At 70.5% G+C, this 17,081-nt stretch carries 12 protein-coding genes and 1 pseudogene; 6 read left to right on the forward strand and 7 right to left on the reverse strand.

Translation table 11 applies throughout. The features are described from left to right. Positions 1 to 40: 40 nt before the first annotated feature. Together IM697_RS30630 and solA are read right to left on the reverse strand one after the other, a co-directional pair. Positions 41 to 1,108, reverse strand: a complete 1,068-nt coding sequence (locus IM697_RS30630; protein WP_194039332.1) for a succinylglutamate desuccinylase/aspartoacylase family protein — start codon at positions 1,106 to 1,108, stop codon at positions 41 to 43. Further along, positions 1,105 to 2,244 carry an N-methyl-L-tryptophan oxidase gene (solA, locus tag IM697_RS30635; RefSeq protein WP_194039333.1) on the reverse strand — a complete coding sequence of 380 codons (1,140 nt, stop codon included), beginning with the start codon at positions 2,242 to 2,244 and terminating at the stop codon, positions 1,105 to 1,107. The genes IM697_RS30630 and solA overlap by 4 nt, the downstream gene beginning before the upstream one ends. 285 nt (positions 2,245 to 2,529) lie before the next feature. On the opposite strand from solA, the gene IM697_RS30640 reads away from it, so the two are divergent. Further along, a complete protein-coding gene (locus tag IM697_RS30640) occupies positions 2,530 to 3,276 on the forward strand; it encodes an IclR family transcriptional regulator (RefSeq protein WP_194049951.1) in 747 nt (248 codons plus the stop codon). Positions 3,277 to 3,492: 216 nt separating this feature from the next. Further along, on the forward strand, positions 3,493 to 4,236 hold the full coding sequence (locus tag IM697_RS30645; RefSeq protein WP_194049952.1) for an IclR family transcriptional regulator: 744 nt from the start codon (positions 3,493 to 3,495) through the stop codon (positions 4,234 to 4,236). Between the two features lie 19 nt (positions 4,237 to 4,255). Here the strand turns inward: IM697_RS30645 and IM697_RS45085 are convergent. From IM697_RS45085 to IM697_RS30665, 4 genes and pseudogenes are all read right to left on the reverse strand, one after another. Further along, positions 4,256 to 4,512, reverse strand: a pseudogene (locus IM697_RS45085) (cupin domain-containing protein). A gap of 153 nt (positions 4,513 to 4,665) precedes the next feature. Further along, complete coding sequence (locus IM697_RS30655; protein WP_194039334.1) at positions 4,666 to 6,105, reverse strand: NAD-dependent succinate-semialdehyde dehydrogenase; 1,440 nt, start codon at positions 6,103 to 6,105, stop codon at positions 4,666 to 4,668. After that, positions 6,102 to 9,005 (reverse strand): FAD-binding and (Fe-S)-binding domain-containing protein, encoded by a 2,904-nt coding sequence (locus tag IM697_RS30660; protein ID WP_194039335.1) that lies wholly within the window; start codon positions 9,003 to 9,005, stop codon positions 6,102 to 6,104. Before IM697_RS30660 ends, IM697_RS30655 begins: the two co-directional genes overlap by 4 nt. Then, complete coding sequence (locus tag IM697_RS30665; protein WP_194039336.1) at positions 9,002 to 10,270, reverse strand: aspartate aminotransferase family protein; 1,269 nt, start codon at positions 10,268 to 10,270, stop codon at positions 9,002 to 9,004. The genes IM697_RS30660 and IM697_RS30665 overlap by 4 nt, the downstream gene beginning before the upstream one ends. A 295-nt stretch (positions 10,271 to 10,565) precedes the next feature. Between IM697_RS30665 and IM697_RS30670 the strand changes: the two genes are divergently transcribed. Then, positions 10,566 to 12,260 (forward strand): PucR family transcriptional regulator, encoded by a 1,695-nt coding sequence (locus IM697_RS30670; protein WP_407699556.1) that lies wholly within the window; start codon positions 10,566 to 10,568, stop codon positions 12,258 to 12,260. A 387-nt stretch (positions 12,261 to 12,647) separates the two neighbouring features. On the opposite strand, the gene IM697_RS30675 is transcribed toward IM697_RS30670, so the two are convergent. After that, on the reverse strand, positions 12,648 to 13,925 hold the full coding sequence (locus tag IM697_RS30675) for an NAD(P)/FAD-dependent oxidoreductase (RefSeq protein WP_194039337.1): 1,278 nt from the start codon (positions 13,923 to 13,925) through the stop codon (positions 12,648 to 12,650). A gap of 158 nt (positions 13,926 to 14,083) precedes the next feature. Between IM697_RS30675 and IM697_RS30680 the strand changes: the two genes are divergently transcribed. From IM697_RS30680 to IM697_RS30690, 3 genes are all read left to right on the forward strand, one after another. Next, positions 14,084 to 14,764, forward strand: coding sequence for a haloacid dehalogenase type II (locus IM697_RS30680; protein ID WP_194039338.1), 681 nt, complete (start codon positions 14,084 to 14,086; stop codon positions 14,762 to 14,764). Between the two features lie 419 nt (positions 14,765 to 15,183). Next, on the forward strand, positions 15,184 to 15,849 hold the full coding sequence (locus IM697_RS30685; protein ID WP_194039339.1) for a GntR family transcriptional regulator: 666 nt from the start codon (positions 15,184 to 15,186) through the stop codon (positions 15,847 to 15,849). A gap of 707 nt (positions 15,850 to 16,556) precedes the next feature. Next, on the forward strand, positions 16,557 to 17,030 hold the full coding sequence (locus IM697_RS30690) for a RidA family protein (RefSeq protein ID WP_194039340.1): 474 nt from the start codon (positions 16,557 to 16,559) through the stop codon (positions 17,028 to 17,030). The last annotated feature ends 51 nt before the right edge of the window (positions 17,031 to 17,081 follow it).

The raw sequence follows: 17,081 nt of genomic DNA on the forward strand, positions 1-17,081 counted from the left end.
CGGCTGGGGACGTGGAAAGGGGGGCGGCTGGAATGGGGGTCTAGGGGCGGGGGCCCGCCTCGTCGGATCCGGCACCCAGACCGGGGGCCCGGAGGGTGTCGGCCCGCGCGGCCGTGTCGGGGTCCCACGGGACGGCGAGGGCGGCGAGTTCGGTACCGGTGGCGACGGTGAGGCCATGCATGCCGTAGAAGATCCGGCCGTCTGCCGGGGCGTGGACGGTGTGCTCGGTGCCGTCGGTCGGGTCGATGATGCGGCCGAGGAGGTCGCCCTCGGCCACTTCGCCGATGACGTCGGCGTCGAAGGAGAACTCCGGGTACCACAGGCCGGTGGCCTCGGCGGTGACGCCGGCGGACCAGACCCACTCGCGGATCGGTGCCGGGGCGGAACCGTCCTGGTCGAGGACGCCCAGATGGCGCAGTGCCTTCAGCAGTCCGTCGACACGGCGGAGGGCGGTGGCCTCGTCCCGCTGACCGAGCTGGCCCACCTCGACGAGGACCGCCGAGATACCCCGGCGGGCGGCGGCCGCGTGGCTGTTGCCGCCCTCGGGCGTCAGCCCGAGGATGACGTCCTGGATGCCGAAGGAGCCTGCCAGTTCGGCCGTCGCCTTGTCCAGGTCCGGGTCACCGGTGAGGCGGTAGCCGACGAAGTCCCGCAGGACCTGGTCGATGCCGGCGCAGTGCAGGTCGATGTAGACGTCGGCGCCGTCGACGAGGTGGGTGAAGAGCCAGGCGGCCAGCCGTTCGGTGGGGCCGCCGGCCGGGTCGCCGGGGAAGACACGGTTGAGGTTCACGCCGTCGACCGGGGAGACGTTGAGCCGGCCCTGGTACACGGCGGGAGGGTTGGCGACCGGGCAGACGGTCACCTGCCCGCTCACCTCGCCGGGCTCCAGCAGGTCTGCCAGGCGCGCGGCGGCTTCGATGGGAGTGAACTCGCCGCCGTGCACACCGGCGGTGATGACGACCCGGGGTCCCGGGCGGGTTCCGTTGACCAGGGTCACCGGGATGTCCGCGGTGCGGGTGCCGAGATCGGCCTGGACGGTGCCGCGGGCCTTGGTGCCGGGCCGGGCCGCCAGAGAGCCGACGGAGAGGGTGGCGTCCTGCATGGTCATGCCTCCGTACGGCCGACGGTGGAGAGGAAGTCGATGGGCTGGGGCGAGGCGCCGTCCAGCGCGAGGTCCGCGGCGATGTCGCCGAAGGCGGGCGAGAGCTTGAAGCCGTGGCCGGAGAAGCCGGCGAGCAGGATCACGTTCTCGGCGCCGGGCAGCGGACCGACCAGCGGGCGGGAACTTTCGGTGTAGCCCTCCATGTAGGCGGAGAGACGGGTCGGGTCCGGGTGCAGGTCGGGCATGTAGCGGCCGATCAACTCGCTGAAGATTTCGAGCTCTTCCGGCTGCACAGTCCGCTCCAGCTGGTTCGGGTCGCCGACGACCCGGTGCAGCACGCGGTTCAGTCCGAGCTTGACCGAGATGCCGTCCGGGGAGGGCAGGCCGTACCAGTGGGTGGGCGCCGTGCGGATGAACGCCGGGCGCTCCTCGCCGAACCAGGCGTCGGGGGCGGTGGGCACGTACCAGGCGCTGACGACGCGGCGGACTTCCACCTCCCACGGCAGGTCGGGCAGCAGGTCGTTGACCCAGGGGCCGGGCGTGACGACGGCGGTGTCGAAGCGCTCGCTGCCGGAGTCGGTGCGGATCTCCACGCCGCCCGCGACGGGGACGATCTCGCGGACCGTGCTGTAGCGGTGGATCACGGCGCCCAGCTGCTCTGCGCGGCGGGCGGCGGTCTGGATGGTCAGCTCCGGGCGGATGAACCCGGCGCGGCGGTCGAGTACGGCCGCGTCGCCGTCCTCGAGGCGGTACTGCGGGAAGCGCTTGGCGAGTGCCTCGGCGTCGAGCACCTCGTGGTCGAGGTCGTGCTCGGCGATGGACTGAAGGACGGTGGCCATCTGCTGGTGGTCGGTCGGCCCCATGAGCAGGCACCCGGTCAGGCGGCGCAGCTCGCGGCCGGTCTCCTGCTGCAGCTGCTCCCAGAGGGCGTCGGCGTGCTTGAGGAGCGGGACGTACCGGGAGTCCTCGAAGTGCGCGCTGCGGAAGATGCGGGTCTCGCCGCCGGCGGCGCTGCGGTCGTGGCCGGGGGCGAACCGGTCGTAGCCGACGACCTCGGCGCCGCGGGCCGCCAGCCGCCAGGCGGCCTGGCTGCCCATCGTTCCGACCCCGACCACCGCGACGCGCTTCCTGGCAGCTGACACAGGGCTTTCCTTTCGTATCGCCGAGGCGCATGCTGGGCCTTCGACGTGAGAATGTTCGATTCGGGATGGTTTGAGCGGGAGCCAGGTCCTCCTTGTGAACCTGCGGCTCGCAACCGCCGCACCTCGCAGTCCGGCTCACTTCCGGGGGATCCCCCCAAGGCTGCCGTGCCACTATGTGGAATGCTGTGCTAGAATCTGGCACAGAGAATGACAGTGGCTTCAGCGAGGAGTCAAGAGGGTGTCCGGCGGAAATTTTGATAATCAACAGGGGGAAATCGGATGGAAATGAAGAGCGTCACCAGGTCGCTGCGGATCCTGGAGGCGGTCGCCCAGCATCAGCCCGTGACCGTAGGGGAGTTGACGAAGCTCTTCGGGCTGCCGAAGTCCACCGTGCAGCGCACCTTGGTCACGCTGGCGGAGGCCGGCTGGCTGCGCGCCAACCGCAAGGACACCACCCGCTGGGAGATCGGCGCCCGCGTCCTGGCCGTACGACCCGCCGCCCTCCAGGGCTCCAGCCTGTTCGCCGCCGCACGTGAACCCATGGTTCGCCTTCGGGACGCGGTGAACGAGACCATCCACCTGTCGGTGCCGGACGCCCTCCAGTGCATGGTCGTGGTGGACCGCGTCGACTGCGACCACCCGGTACGCACCTTCCACACGATCGGCGACACCTCACCCCTGCACGCCACCGCCGTCGGGCGTGCCGTCCTCGCCCACCTGCCGAGGCGGGACGTCGAAGACCTCATCGCGGCGGGACTGGAGCGGTTCAGCGACACGACCCCCGTCGAGCCCGAGGAGTTGCGCACCGAGCTGGACCGGGTCCGCACCGACGGCTACGCGATCAACCGCAACCAGTACCGGCCCGGCGTCTGCGCCGTCGCCGCACCTGTGCTCGACGAGGACGGCACCCCGCTGGCCGCCGTGGCCGTCTCCATGCCCGAGGCGCGGTACGACGGTGCACAGGCATCCAAGTGGGGCCGCCTCGTCGCCGACACAGCCGCGGAGATCTCTCAGCGCCGCCTGGGCGTCTGAACGGCAGACGACGACCCCCGAGCCGTCGACCGAGGGCCGGCTCGCACGCGTCAGCGCTCGAGCCGGCCCTCAGCCATGCCCGACCACCGCCCTCAAGCTTCGTGCCATATAGTGGAACGCTATGCTAGAGTACGGCACGACCATGGCCGTGAACCGGTGCTGGAGTCACGAGGTGAGAACCAGGAATCCACCGGTCCGAGGGGGCATCGAATGGAAATGAAGAGCGTCACCAGGTCGCTGCGGGTTCTGGAGGCGGTCGCCCGACATCAACCCGTGACCGTCGGGGAGCTGACAAAGATATTCGGGCTGCCGAAGTCCACCGTGCAGCGCACGCTGATCACGCTCAATGAGGCGGGCTGGCTACGGGCGAACCGCAAGGACACCACACGCTGGGAGATCGGCGCCCGCGTCCTGGCCGTACGACCCGCCGCCCTGCAGGGCTCCAGCCTGTTCGCCGCCGCGCGTGAACCCATGATCCGGCTCCGCGACGCGGTGAACGAGACCATCCACCTGTCCGTGCCGGACGCCCTCCAGGGCATGGTCGTCGTCGACCGCGTCGACTGCGACCACGCCGTACGGACCTTCCACGCCATCGGTGACACCTCGCCCCTGCACGCCACCGCCGCCGGAAACGCCGTCCTCGCCCATCTGAGGAAGTCCGAGATAGACGAGGTCACCGCGGGGACGCTGGAGGGTTACGGCGAAGAGACCATCACCGACCCGGAGCAACTGCGGGCGGAACTCCACCGCGTGAGAGAGCGTGGCTACGCCGTCAACCACAACCAGTACCTTCAGGGTGTCAGCGCCATCGCGGCACCGGTGCTGGACGGTGAGGGCGCAGCACTGGCCGCCGTGGCCGTCTCCCTGCCCGACTCGCGCTTCGAGGCCGGCCGGCTGCCCGAGATGGGTCGGCTGGTCGCCGAGACGGCGGCGGAGATCACCGCCCGGCACCTGGCCTGACGACGGTCCCGGCGCCGTATCACTTCACGATCACGTAGATCTTGCGCACGGTTTCCACGGTCTTCCAGACACCGACGAAGCCCGGCTTCATGACAAAGCCGTCGCCTGCCTGTAGACCACCGGCTCGCCACCTTCCGGCGTGAGTTCGACGATGCCGGCGAGGATGTGGCAGAACTCGAAGGTCTCGCCCTTGATCGAGCGCGTCTCGCCGGGTGTCGCTTCCCAGACTCCCGTATGGATCATCTCCCCGCGGGCGATGTCCTGGGGCCAGGTCATGAACGCGGGGTCGCCGGAGATCAGACGTTCGGTCGAGCTTTCTTGGAGTCGAGAAATTGATGGCCGTCCACCCGTGCCCGGCGGCGTGGAAAACCGGGCACGGGTGAGGCCCGCCACGATGCGTGCTGCGGCGCGGTCAGGGCATGACCGCCGTCATCGCACCGGCACCGCGAGGTACTGGTACTCCAGGAACTCGTCGATCCCCACCCGGCCACCCTCGCGACCGAGCCCGGACTGCTTGACGCCGCCGAAGGGTGCGGCCGGGTTGGACACGAGACCCGTGTTCAGCCCCACCATGCCCACCTCCAGCCGCTCACTCACCCGCAAGGCGCGGTCCAGTCCCTCGGTGAAGACGTAGCCGACGAGGCCCCAGGGGGTGTCGTTGGCCCGGCGGATCACCTCGTCCTCGTCGTCGAAGGTGAGGATCGCGGCGACGGGGCCGAAGATCTCCGTGTCCATCAGGCGACTGCCGGGATCGACGTCTGCCAGCACGGTCGGCGGGTAGAAGCAGCCGGGGCCCTCGGGCGTACGGCCGCCGACGAGCACCTGCGCCCCGCGCTCCACCGCGTCGGCGACCAGCTCCTCCACCTTGGCGCGTCCCCTCCTGTCGATCAGGGGGCCGACGTCGACGCCGTCCCGGGTGCCCGGACCGACGACCAGCGCGCCCATCCGCTCGGCCAGCCGCCGCCCGAACTCCTCCGCCACCGACCGGTGCACGAAGAAGCGGTTGGCGGCCGTGCAGGCCTCGCCCATGTTGCGCATCTTGGCGACCATCGCGCCGTCCACGGCCTTGTCCAGGTCGGCGTCCTCGAAGACGACGAACGGCGCGTTGCCGCCCAGCTCCATCGAGGTCCGTACGACCGCCTGCGCGCTCTGGGCGAGCAGCAGCTGTCCGACGGCCGTGGAGCCGGTGAAGGAGAGCTTGCGAATCCGCCCGCCGCGCAGGAGCGGTTCGCACACCTCCCCCGCACGGGAGGTGGTGACGACGTTCAGCACGCCGTCCGGCAGCCCGGCCTCCTTGAGGATCGCGGCGAGAGCCAGGCTGGACAGCGGGGTCTGCGGGGCGGGCTTGAGCACCATCGTGCAGCCGGCCGCGACGGCCGGGCCGATCTTGCGGGTGCCCATGGCCAGCGGGAAGTTCCACGGGGTGATCAGCAGGCAGGGACCGACGGGGCGGCGGGAGAGCAGCATGCGGTTGCGGCCGTCCGGCAGGGTGGCGAGACCACCGTCGATACGGACGGCCTCCTCGGAGAACCACCGGAAGAACTCCGCCGCGTACGCCACCTCTCCCCTGGCCTCGGCCAGCGGCTTGCCCATCTCGGCCGTCATCAGGTGGGCGAGCTCGTCGGTGCGCCCGACGATGATCTCGTAGGCGCGGCGCAGGATCTCACTGCGCACCCGGGGCGCCGTACGCGCCCACTCCTCCTGCGCCTGAACCGCCGCGTCCTCCGCGAGCTTCGCGTCCTTGGGGCCGGCGTCCGCGACGTGGCAGAGGATGTCGCCGGTCGCGGGGTCGTCGACGGGCATGGTGGCGCCGTCCGCGGCGTCCACCCAGGCACCGCCGATGAACAACTGCGTGGGTGTGTCGGTCATGAGTTCTCTCCTGGTTGTCCGGGCCGGTCGGCGGCGGGGTCGAGCAGTTCCGCGAGGTGCAGGGCGCGGATGCCCCGGTCTCCGGCGAGGTGGTCGATCTGGGTGGCGCAGCTGAAGCCGTCGGCCACCACGACTGCCCGTGTGCGCGGGTCGATGCCGTCGAGGCGTGGCTTCAAGGCCAGGTCGGCGACGGCCATCGAGGTGTCGTAGTGCTGTGCCTCGAAGCCGAAGTTCCCGGCGAGTCCGCAGCAGCCCTCGGCCTCGTCGACCTTGTGTACGCCGAGGCGACTGAGCAGGTCGCGAGGGTGGCGGCCCTTGAAGGTGGCGTACTCGTGGCAGTGGGTCTGCAGCACGACGTCGTCCGGCAGAGCGGGCGGGCGCCAGCCGGGGGCGGCGAGATCGTTCAGGGCCCCGGTGAGGGTGTGGACCCGGGCCGCGACGCGGCGGGCAGCGTCGGTGCCAAGGAGTTCGGGGACGTCGCGTTTGAGGGCGGCGGCGCAGCTGGGTTCGGCCACGACGATGGGCCGGTCGTCGCCGTTGTCCAGGCGGGCGACCGTGCGGGCCATGATGCGCCGCGCGTGGGACAGCTGTCCGGTGCTCACCCAGGTCAGGCCACAGCACAGATCGTCCTCCGCCGTGCAGGGGAGGCCGGCGTCGGCGAGTACGCGGCTCGCCGCCCCGGCCACCTCGGGGCGGAAGGCGCGGGTGAAGCTGTCCACGAAGAGCAGCGTCTTCGCCGGTTCGCCGGTCCTTTCCGTGCGCAGGGCCCGGCGCAGCGCATGCCGGGAGGCGAAGGCGGGCATCCGGCGTTTCGTGGTCACGCCGCCGAGGCGCGCGAGCAGCTTCCCGAGAGGGCCGCGCAGCAGCGTGTTCACCGGGCGGGCCACGTATCCGACGAGCCTGGACGTCAGGGGAAGCCAGCCCAGGGAGTAATGGGAGCGGGGTCTGACTCTGCCCTTGTAGTGCTGGTGCAGGAACTCCGCCTTGTACGTGGCCATGTCGACGCCGACCGGACAGTCGCTGGAGCAGGCCTTGCAGGACAGGCACAGGTCGAGGGCGTCACGCACCTCCGTGGAGCGCCAGCCGTCCTGGACGGTTCCGCCCCGCACCATCTCCTGGAGCAGGCGGGCCCGGCCTCGGGTCGAGTCGTTCTCCTCCCCCGTGGCCCGGTAGCTGGGACACATCACGCCGCCGGCGGCGCTGCGGCAGCGGCCGACGCCGACACAGCGGCGTACCGCTCCAGCGAAGCCGTCCTCGTCGTGCGGAAAGGAGAACAGGGTCTCGACGGGCAGCACGTCGGAGGGGGTGTGCAGCGCGAGGTCGGCGTCGAGGCGAGCCGGGGCCACGATGACGCCCGGGTTGAGCAGCCCCTCGGGGTCGAAGACTTCCTTGAAGGCGGCGAACGCCCGGATCATCCGGTGGCTGTACATGACCTCCAGCAGCTCGCCCCGGGCCCGCCCGTCACCGTGTTCGCCCGACAGGGTTCCGCCGTGCTCGACGACCAGGGCGGCGGCTTCGGAGAGGAACCGGCGGGTGGCGGTCCGCCCCGCATCCGTGGCGAGGTCGAAGTCGATGCGTACGTGGACACAGCCGGCGCCGAAGTGCCCGTACAGCACGCCGGTCAGCCCGTGGGCGGCCAGCAGCTTGCGGAAGTCGCGCAGGTAGGCGGCCAGGTTCTCGGGCGCGACGGCCGCGTCCTCCCAGCCGGGCCAGGACTCCCCGCCGTCCACGAGACGAGCCGCGAGCCCCGCCCCGTCCTCCCGTACCCGCCACAGTGAGCGCCGCTCGGCCGCGCTCTCCACGACTCGTCCGCCGGTCATCCGGCCCCGGGCCTTGAGCACGGCCAGCAGCTCGGCGGCGCGGGCGTCCACCGCGCCCTCGTCGTCCCCGTCGAGTTCGACGTACAGCCAGGCACGGCCCTCGGGCAGTCCGGTGACGGAGTCCGGCCCACGGCGGGCGCGCATGGTGGCGACGATCGCCTCGTCCATCCCCTCCACGGCGGTCGGATTCCACCGCAGGATCTCCGGCACGTCCTCGGCGGCGTCCACGACGTCGTCGTATCCGAGGGTGAGGAGGGTGGCGGCCTGTGCGGTCGCCACCAGGCGGACCGTCGCTGCGGTGACGACCGCACAGGAGCCTTCGGTGCCCACCAGCGCGCGAGCCATGTCGAAGCCGTGCTCAGGCAGCAGGTGGTGCAGCTGGTAGCCGGAGACCTGACGCGGAATGCGGCCCAGCTCGGTACGGATCGGCGCCAGATTCGCCTCGATCAGGCGGCGTACGTCCGCTTCGAGGCGGGCGACCCGCTCGACCGCGTCCGTGTCGTTCGGGTCGGCCGCGCGCAGGCCGGTGCGGTCGGCGACGGCCCGCAGGCCGTCGGCCGTCACGATCTCCAGCGCCTCGATGTGCCCGCTGGTGCGCCCGTCCCGCACGGAGCGGTTGCCGCAGGCGTCGTTGCCGATCATGCCGCCGAGGGTGCAGCGGCTGTGCGAGGACGGGTCGGGGCCGAAGGTGAGTCCGTGCGGTGCGGTCGCGCTGCGCAGCGCGTCCAGGATCACTCCGGCCTCGACGCGTGCGGAGCGCGCCGTGGGGTCGATGTGCAGGATCCGGTTCATGTAGCGGGAGAAGTCCAGGACGACGCCCGGCCCGACCGCGTTGCCCGCCATGCTGGTGCCGCCGCCGCGCGCGGTGACCGGAACGTGCGCCTCGCGGCAGGCCCGCAGCACCGCGACGACGTCGTCGGCGCTGCGGGGAAAGACCACGGCCCTCGGCGGGACCCGGTAGTTGGAGGCGTCGTAGGCGTAGAGGCCGGTGGAGCCAGGGCCGGTCTCCACCCGCAGGCCGGGCGCGGTCTCGGCGAGCCGCGCGACCAGCGCCTCCAGGGCCGTGGTGGCGTCCGTCATCGCCGCGCCGCTCCCGATGTGCCGACCTCGACGGCGGTCGCCCATGCCTGGAGGCCCTCGTCCACCGCCGTCTCGTCGATGACGAGCGCCGGGATCATGCGTACGACCTGGTTCCAGGCACCGCACAGCAGCAGGAGCAAGCCCTCGTCGACGGCGGCGCGCTGCACGCGGGCTGCGGTCTCGGGGTCGGGGCTGCCGTCCTCGGTGACGAACTCGGTGGCCAGCATGAGGCCGAGGCCGCGCACGTCGCCGATGCCCGGCGTCCGGTCGGCCACCGCCTCCAGGCCCTGGCGCAGCCGCTTGCCCATCGCCTCGGCGTTCTCGACGAGCTTCTCGTCGCGTACGACGTCCAGCGTCGCGCAGGCCGCGGCGCAGGCGACGGCGTTGGCGCCGTACGTGCCGCCCTGCGAGCCGGGCCACGCCTTGGTCATCAGCTCCTCGGACGCGGCGATGCCGGACAGCGGGAACCCGCTGGCCAGGCCCTTGGCGGTGACGAGGATGTCGGGCCTGACGCCGAAGTGGTCGTGCCCCCAGAAGCGGCCGGTGCGGCCGACGCCCGTCTGCACCTCGTCGAGGATCAGCAGGAAGCCGTGGCGGTCCGCCCGCTCCCGCAGGCCCTCCATGAAGGCACGGTTCGCGGGCACGTAGCCGCCCTCGCCGAGCACCGGCTCGACGATGATCGCGGCTGTGTCGGCGGGTGAGGAGATCGTCTGGAGCGTGTAGTCGAGCTCCTTCAGGGCGAAGCGGGTGGCGGTCTCCTCGTCCCAGCCGTACCGGTAGGCCGACGGGAAGGGGGTCACGACCACGCCGCTCATCAGCGGCGAGAAACCGGAGCGGAAACGGGTGCCGGAGGTGGTCATGGAAGCGGCTGCGACGGTACGGCCGTGGAAGCCGCCGTGACACACGATGACGTTCGGCCGACCGGTGGCCTGGCGGGCCAGCCGCAGCGCGGCCTCCACCGCCTCGCTGCCGGAGTTGGTGAAGAACAGGCTGTCCAGGCCGGTCGGCAGGACCTCGCCCAGCTTGTCGACCAGACGCCGCAGCGGCTGGTGCATGACGGTCGTGTACTGGCCGTGGATCAGCGTGCCCACCTGCTCCTGTGCCGCCGCGACGACCTTGGGGTGGCAGTGTCCGGTGCTGGTGACGCCGATGCCGGCGGTGAAGTCGAGGTAGCGGCGGCCGTCCTGGTCGAAGAGGTGGACGCCCTCGCCCCGGGCCGCCACCACGGGCGTGGCCTGGCGAAGGTGCGGCGACAGTGCGGTCATGTTCGTCTCCCGGCCTCGGTGTTCGGTCTGCTGCGGTTCTGCTGCGGCTGTACTGCGGCTGTACTGCGCCCTGACGAGCATCTCGGCGGACCAGGGCCGCGCCAACGCGCGATCTGTCCGACCGGGACGCGGTATCCGGACGTTGTGTCAGGCGCGCGCCGGGCCCTCACCCCGCCCCTCCGCGTCGTGGCTGCCGTCTCCGCGCTCTTGCGCAGGTCAGCGACGCTTGTCAGAGTGACGGGGCAGTTCCCCGAGCTCTGTGCCTTCATCGGAGCCGGCCCCCCATGGAGGCACCGTGAGCGAGAACCACCCCACGGCTCCAGGGCCGGGCACCGACGGCCCCGACGCCTGCGTGCCGGGCCGCGAGGTGAACACCGCCGGCCGCCCGCCCACCGTGGCCGACGTACTGGCCCTTCCCGTCCTGGCCGCCGGACAGCCGCAGGTGGTCACCGGCTTGTCCCGGCTCGACCGCCCCGTCCGCTGGGTCCACATCACCGAACTGACCGATCCCGCCTCGTTCCTGAAGGGCGGCGAACTCGTCCTGACCACCGGCATGCCGCTGCCCGAGGAGCCGGCCGGTGTACGCCGATACGTCGACGAACTCGCCGACGTCGGCGCGGCGGCCCTGGTCATCGAGCTGGTCCGCCGCTACCACCGCCCGCCCGACGCCCTGGTCCACGCCTGCGAGGTCCGCGGCCTGCCCCTCGTCACCCTGGCCAAGGACGTCAACTTCCTGGAAGTCACCCAGGTCGTCCACGCGTTCATCCTCGGCAACCAGGCCGAGGTGATGCGGCGGACCCAGCGCGTCCACGAGGCGTTCACCGCCCTCACCCTGCGCGGCGCCGGGCCCGAGGACGTCGTACGCGCCGCCGCCGAGATGAGCGGCCACACCGTCGTACTGGAGAACCTGATCCACCAGGCCCTCGTCTGCGAGCCTTCCGGTGGCACGGCCGAGGCGGCGCTCACCTCCTGGGAACAGCGCTCCCGAGCGACACCGTCCGCCGACCGCACCACCGTCTCCGGTCCCGAGGGCTGGCTCGTGGCGCCCGTCGAGTACCAGGGCGAACGCTGGGGCAGGGTGGCCATGCTCCCGCCCCCGCCCGGCCCGGCCGCTCACTCGGCCCTCGGCCCGTTCGGTCCGGAAGCCGTCACGGTCCTGGAGAGAACCGCGATGGCCCTCACCATCGCCCGTCTCACCCACCCCACGCCGTGGGAACGCGCAGCACACCGCGGCGTGCTGCGCGACCTCGTCGAACAGCGCCACCGCTCGCCCGCCGACGCCGAGGCCCGGATCGCCGCGCTGGGCCTGCCCACGGCGGACTCCCGCTTCATCGCCGTACTCGCAGACGTCCGATGCGAGGACGACACGACCAAGGCCGAGGAACTCCTCTCCGAGGAGCTGAAGAAGAAGGGAACGCAGGCCCTCGTCGGCCTCCTCGCACCGACCCGCCTCGGCATCCTCCTGTCCCTGCGCCCCGAGCAACCGTGGCGACCCGTCGTCGAGCACCTGAGCCGCACCGCACTCGACCTGGTTCCCGGGACAACGGTGAGCACGGGCAGCGAGGCGGCAGACCTCCCTGCCGTCGCCCGCTCCTTCCGTGAGGCGACCCGCGTCGCCGAAGCCACCGAGCCCGGCCAGCCGCTCCCGCCGGACCGCTCTTACCACGAACGATCCGACATCGGCCTGCGTCGCCTCCTCTTCGCCCTCCGCGACGACACCCGGATCCAGGACTACGCCGAACGCCGGCTCGGCCGACTCGCCGACCACGACGCCCGCCACGGCACGGACCTGCTGACCACCCTGCGCCACTACCTGGACGCGGCGGGCAACAAGACGGTGGCCGCCCGCTCCGGCGGTCTGTCCCGCGAGACCGTCTACCAACGTCTGCGCGCCATCGAGCGGATCCTCGACTGCGACCTCGAGTCCGGCGAACAGCGCACCGAACTGCACGTGGCACTCACGGCACTCGACGTCCTGCGGGTCCGCTGAGGTCCGTGCCGGTCGGTGCCCTTTCCTGCGTCTGACAGGCCATGTATCAGCGCATTCGGCGCAGTTGGACAGGGGATTCGTACGGGAGGGGTGAACGGGCCACGGACCTGCCGTCCTCGTCCGGTCTCGTCGCCGACCCTGCCGCCGGCACCGCGATCCTGGCGGCGTCGTCCATCGGCCACCCGTCGCCAAGGACGGAGGACCCGCGCCGGAAGGTCCAGCACAGGACCGCACTCGGCCCGACCGCGTTGCCCGCCATGCTCGTGCCACCGCCCCGGGGCCGTGACCGGCACACCACCCTCACGGCAGGCCTACAGCACCACCGACCATGTGGTCGGTGGTGCTGCGGAAAGGCCACGGCATCTGCTCAGCATCTCTGTTTCACGCCTACTTGATGAGGTCCTTGAACTTGTAGTAGGCGCCCGCGAAGGGCAGGAACCAGGGCGGGCCGAAGTGGCCCGGGATCCGTCGGAAGGGCAGGTCTCGCCAGGGGTTGGCGGACGGCGTCCCGTTCATGTACTCGGCCATCTGCTTGCCCATGTAGGTGGCCATCTGCACGCCGTGGCCGGAGTAGCCGAGCGAGTAGAACAGCCCGTTGTGCTCGCCGGCGTGCACCATGCGGTCCATGCTCATGTCGACCAGGCCGCCCCAGCAGTAGTCGACGCGCGTGTTCGTGAGCTGCGGGAAGGTCTCGGTCATCGCCTTGTGCAGGATGCGCCCGCTCTTCGCGTCCGACTGCTGGTCGGGCAGGGCGAACCGGGCGCGGCCACCGAACAGCAGCCGGTGGTCCGGAGTGATCCGGAAGTAGTTCAACAGGTTCAAGGTGTTCGACGACATCCGCCGGTTCGGCAGCAGCGCGTCGCAGACGTCCTTGCCGAGCGGCTCGGTCACGATGATGAAGCTGCCGACGGGCGCGAGCCTGACCTGATGCCAGCGCAGCGGCCTGCGGGTGTAGCCGCTGGTCGCGACGAGCACCTGGTCGGCCTCGACGGTCCCGCGCGCAGTGACCAGCTCGTGCCGCGTGCCGCCCAGCCGCTCGACCTTCTCGACCGGTGCCTTCTCGTGAAGGGTGACGCCGAGCCGCGCGGCCGCCTCGGCGAGGCCCTTGGTGAACTTGCCGACGTGCAGCCCAGCGCTCTTGGTGTCGGACAGCCCGCCGTGGAAGCGGTCGGAGCCGATCTCGGTGTGGAGCTCGCTCTTGGAGATCAGCCGGGTCTCGATTCCGAGGCGGCCGGACATGATCTCGTGGGTCCTGCGCAGACCGTCGACGTGAGCCGGCTTGGAGGCCAGGACCAGCTTGCCCGTGCGGGCGAAGTCGCAGTCGATCCCCTCTTCGGCGACGAGCTTCTCGATGGTGTCGACCGCGTCGTGGTAGGTCATCAGGTACGCCTTCGCGGTATCGAACCCGTAGCGGGCAACCGCCTGCCGGAACCCGATCGACAAGCCCGTGGTGGCCATGCCTCCGTTGCGGCCCGATGCCCCGAATCCGATCGTGTCCTTCTCGAAGACGTGCACGCTGGCGCCCTTGCGCGCCAGATGCAGTGCCGCCGAGAGGCCGGTCAGGCCGGCACCGATGATCGCCACGTCGACGCGCCCACCGATCTCGGTCCGGGATCGGTCCGGACCCTGGGGAGCGGTGTCGAGCCAGTAAGGGGTGAACTTCATGTCGCTGCTCTCTCCTGCCAGTGCCGTCCGTTGTGAACGCGCGGCGCGTGGGTCAGGCCTGAAGTTCGGGCCTGTTGACAGTTGTCGACAATAAACTTATCGTCGACAATCGACAAGCGACAGTGCCTGGCTCCTTCGATCGGCAACTGGAGAGACCCATGGAGTTCGAGAGCAAGCCGAAGTTCGTCACGTTCGACATGAACGGGACGCTGATCAAGTTCAGCATCAACGACGCGATGCGTGAGGTCCTGGGCGACCGGCTGCCGGCCGAGGTCGCCGACGAGTACCTGCGGATCTGCAAGGCGTACCGGATCGACGAGTGCACGGGCGCGTACCAGCCGTTCCACCAGGTCGTCGCGCGTTCCATGGAACGCGCCTCGCGCTGGGTCGGTATCGAGTACCGCGAGGACGAGGCGCGAGCGGTGTACGAGATCATCCCGACCTGGGGCCCGCACCCCGGTGTCACCGAGGCGCTGAACCGCCTGGCCGAGGAAGTCCCGCTGGTCATCATCACGAACAGCGACACCGCGCATGCCGTGCGCCTCGCGGAGAACCTAAAGGCCCCGTTCGAGGTCGTCATCAGCGCCGAGGAGATGGGCGTCTACAAGCCGCGGCTCCGTGCGTTCGAGTACACGTTCGACAAGCTCGGCGTGACACCCGACGAGATCGTGCACGTCTCCGCGAGTCCGATGTATGACCTGCGCTCCGCGGCCACCCTGGGCATCAAGAACAAGGTGTACGTCGACCGCGGCTTCGAGCAGGACGAACACTGGCTCGACTACCAGCGAATCACCGACATCGCCGACCTCCCGGTCCTCTTCGGCCTGCCCCGCCCCTGACGCCCACGTGCGGTGGCGGGTCACGGGAGGCGGTCTCCGGATCGCTGAGATGCAGAGAGTGCGCAGGCGCGGGTGCTGCGCCGCACATCCGGGGCACCCTGAGCCACGGACCGCCGCGCTCACCCACCACAAGGCGTTCAAGGCGCGAGTCGCCGAGTGGGTTCTACCGGATCCGCTTCCACCGCGGCCCGGTCAACCACGTCGGCCCTGCTGGACACGTTCCAGCAGGGCCGCCTTGTTCCGGTACCGCCCCAACCACGGCGCCTGCATGGCCTGCTGCACCCTGCTGCCGGTCCACATGCACGTCCGAGACGCCGACCTGGGGCGCAGATGACCAGCTTGAGGCGTCGACGCAGATCAGCGGAGGTATAGTCGACAAACGACCAAGTGGTCGACAACGGGCAAGGGAGGGCGACGGGGTGGACCACAAGTTCGAGTGGCAGGAGCAGCGGATGACGACGCCGGACGGCGTCTACCGCACACTGCGTGCTGCCATCCTCGACGGGACCGTACCTCCTGGTGGCCAGCTGCGTGAGGCACACATCGCCGCGGATCTCGGTATCAGCCGGTCCCCGCTGCGCGAGGCGCTGACCAAGCTGGAGGAGGAGGGGCTCGTCGTAAAGTTCCCCTACCGTGGGGCGTTCGTCGTAGAGGTGAGCGCTCGCGAGGTCGCCGAGATCGACTCAGTGCGGCTACGTGTCGAGCCGTACGCCGCCGAGCTCTCGGCCGAAGCGCTGCGCGGTCCTGAGCGGCCGCGGTTGCTGCAAACCGTCGAGGATCTCCGCCGGGCGATGGAGAAGGACGACATTCCGGCCAGCATCGACGCGCACCTTCGATTCCACGGGCTCTTCTACGAGCTTTCGGAGCACGGCGTCCTGCAGAGTCTCTGGAAGGGCTGGGAGACCAAGCTGCGCCTCCACCTCAGCGCCGATCACCGCACTTACAGCGACGACCCGCATCAATTGGTCGTCGAGCACGAGAGGTTGGCCGCGGTTGCCCTGGAAGGCGACGCCGACGCGTTCCGCCAGGAACTGGCTGCCCATTTCCCCAAGGGGCTGCGAGCCCAGCCGGGAGATCAAGGGTAAGGCGCGCCCCCGCACTCATGAAGCCATGCCGCCTGCCTGAAGTACCCAAGCCGGCTCGCCACCGTGAAGTCGGGATCAACCCAGCAGTGTCCCTGGCATCGACCCCTGGGCGAAGCACCGGTATGCGGTCGGCCGGACCGCCGGCCCGAACACCGGAGGCAGCTGTCGCCGGGTGCCCCATTGGCGGCGGCTCTGCAGGTCGGGGCAAGCGGTCAGGTTCTTCGCTGACTCGTCGGCCCTCGACTCTCCTGGCAGACGGATCAGAGCTGCTCGGCGCACCGCCACCATCGCTCGCTCGAACGGTACGCGCCGACGGGCGGTGAGGTTCTGGCGCCGCAGCCGGAACCCGGCGGTGGACGTCGTCGACCGCTCGAGATCCCGCCGCCGTCAGCGATCGCGATGCGGACAGGTGTGCTGCACATACCGTCCACGCCGAACCGCATGAGACCGGTGAGCCGGGGCACGGCGTCGACCGTCGCTGCGTATTGACAGTTCTCGACAGGCGCCCATATGGTCGACAAACGACATGGTCGACAAACGACAATCCGGTGGCGATTTTAAGCCACCATGCGGCGCTTCTCCGCCACTGCTACTCGAGAGGAGAACCGAGTACAGATGATCGAGATTCATGCGAAGCGGGTTCTCGTGGCCAGCTGCGAGGGTGCACGCCCCGCGCCGTCCACGGCGGTGGCTCAGTGAGCGGGCCCATGACTTCGGCAGTGAACACCGGCTCGGCTTCCGATCGGCTCAAGGCCTTGGGTCTGGACCTGCCCGTCCTCGCCAGTAACCCGTACTACGTGGACCACCGGACGGTGGGCTCCAGCATCCACATTTCGGGCCAACTGCCTTACCGGGACGGTGAGCTGCTGGGTCAGGGCATTGTCGGCCGGGAGGTCGAGCTGGAGACGGCGCGGGAGCTCGCGCGCCATGCCGCGCTCAACGCACTCGCCGCCGCTGTGCAGGCGGTGGGAGATCTGGACCGGGTCCGGATCGTGCAGATGCTGGTCTTCGTGGCCAGTACGCCGGACTTCGGTCTGCAGTCGCGGGTCGCCAACGCGGCCAGTGAACTGCTCATCGAGGTGCTGGGCGAGAACGGACGGCACGCTCGCACGGCGATCGGTGTCGCCGGGCTGCCGCTCAACAGTCCGGTCGAGATCCAGATGGTCTGCACCGCGGTGTAGTGCGGCCGCGACGGCGGTGTACGCGAGCGCGCGATGTCGCGGGCCGTGCAC

The organism is Streptomyces ferrugineus (assembly GCF_015160855.1).
In the GTDB taxonomy this organism is placed as follows: Bacteria; Actinomycetota; Actinomycetes; order Streptomycetales; family Streptomycetaceae; genus Streptomyces; species Streptomyces ferrugineus.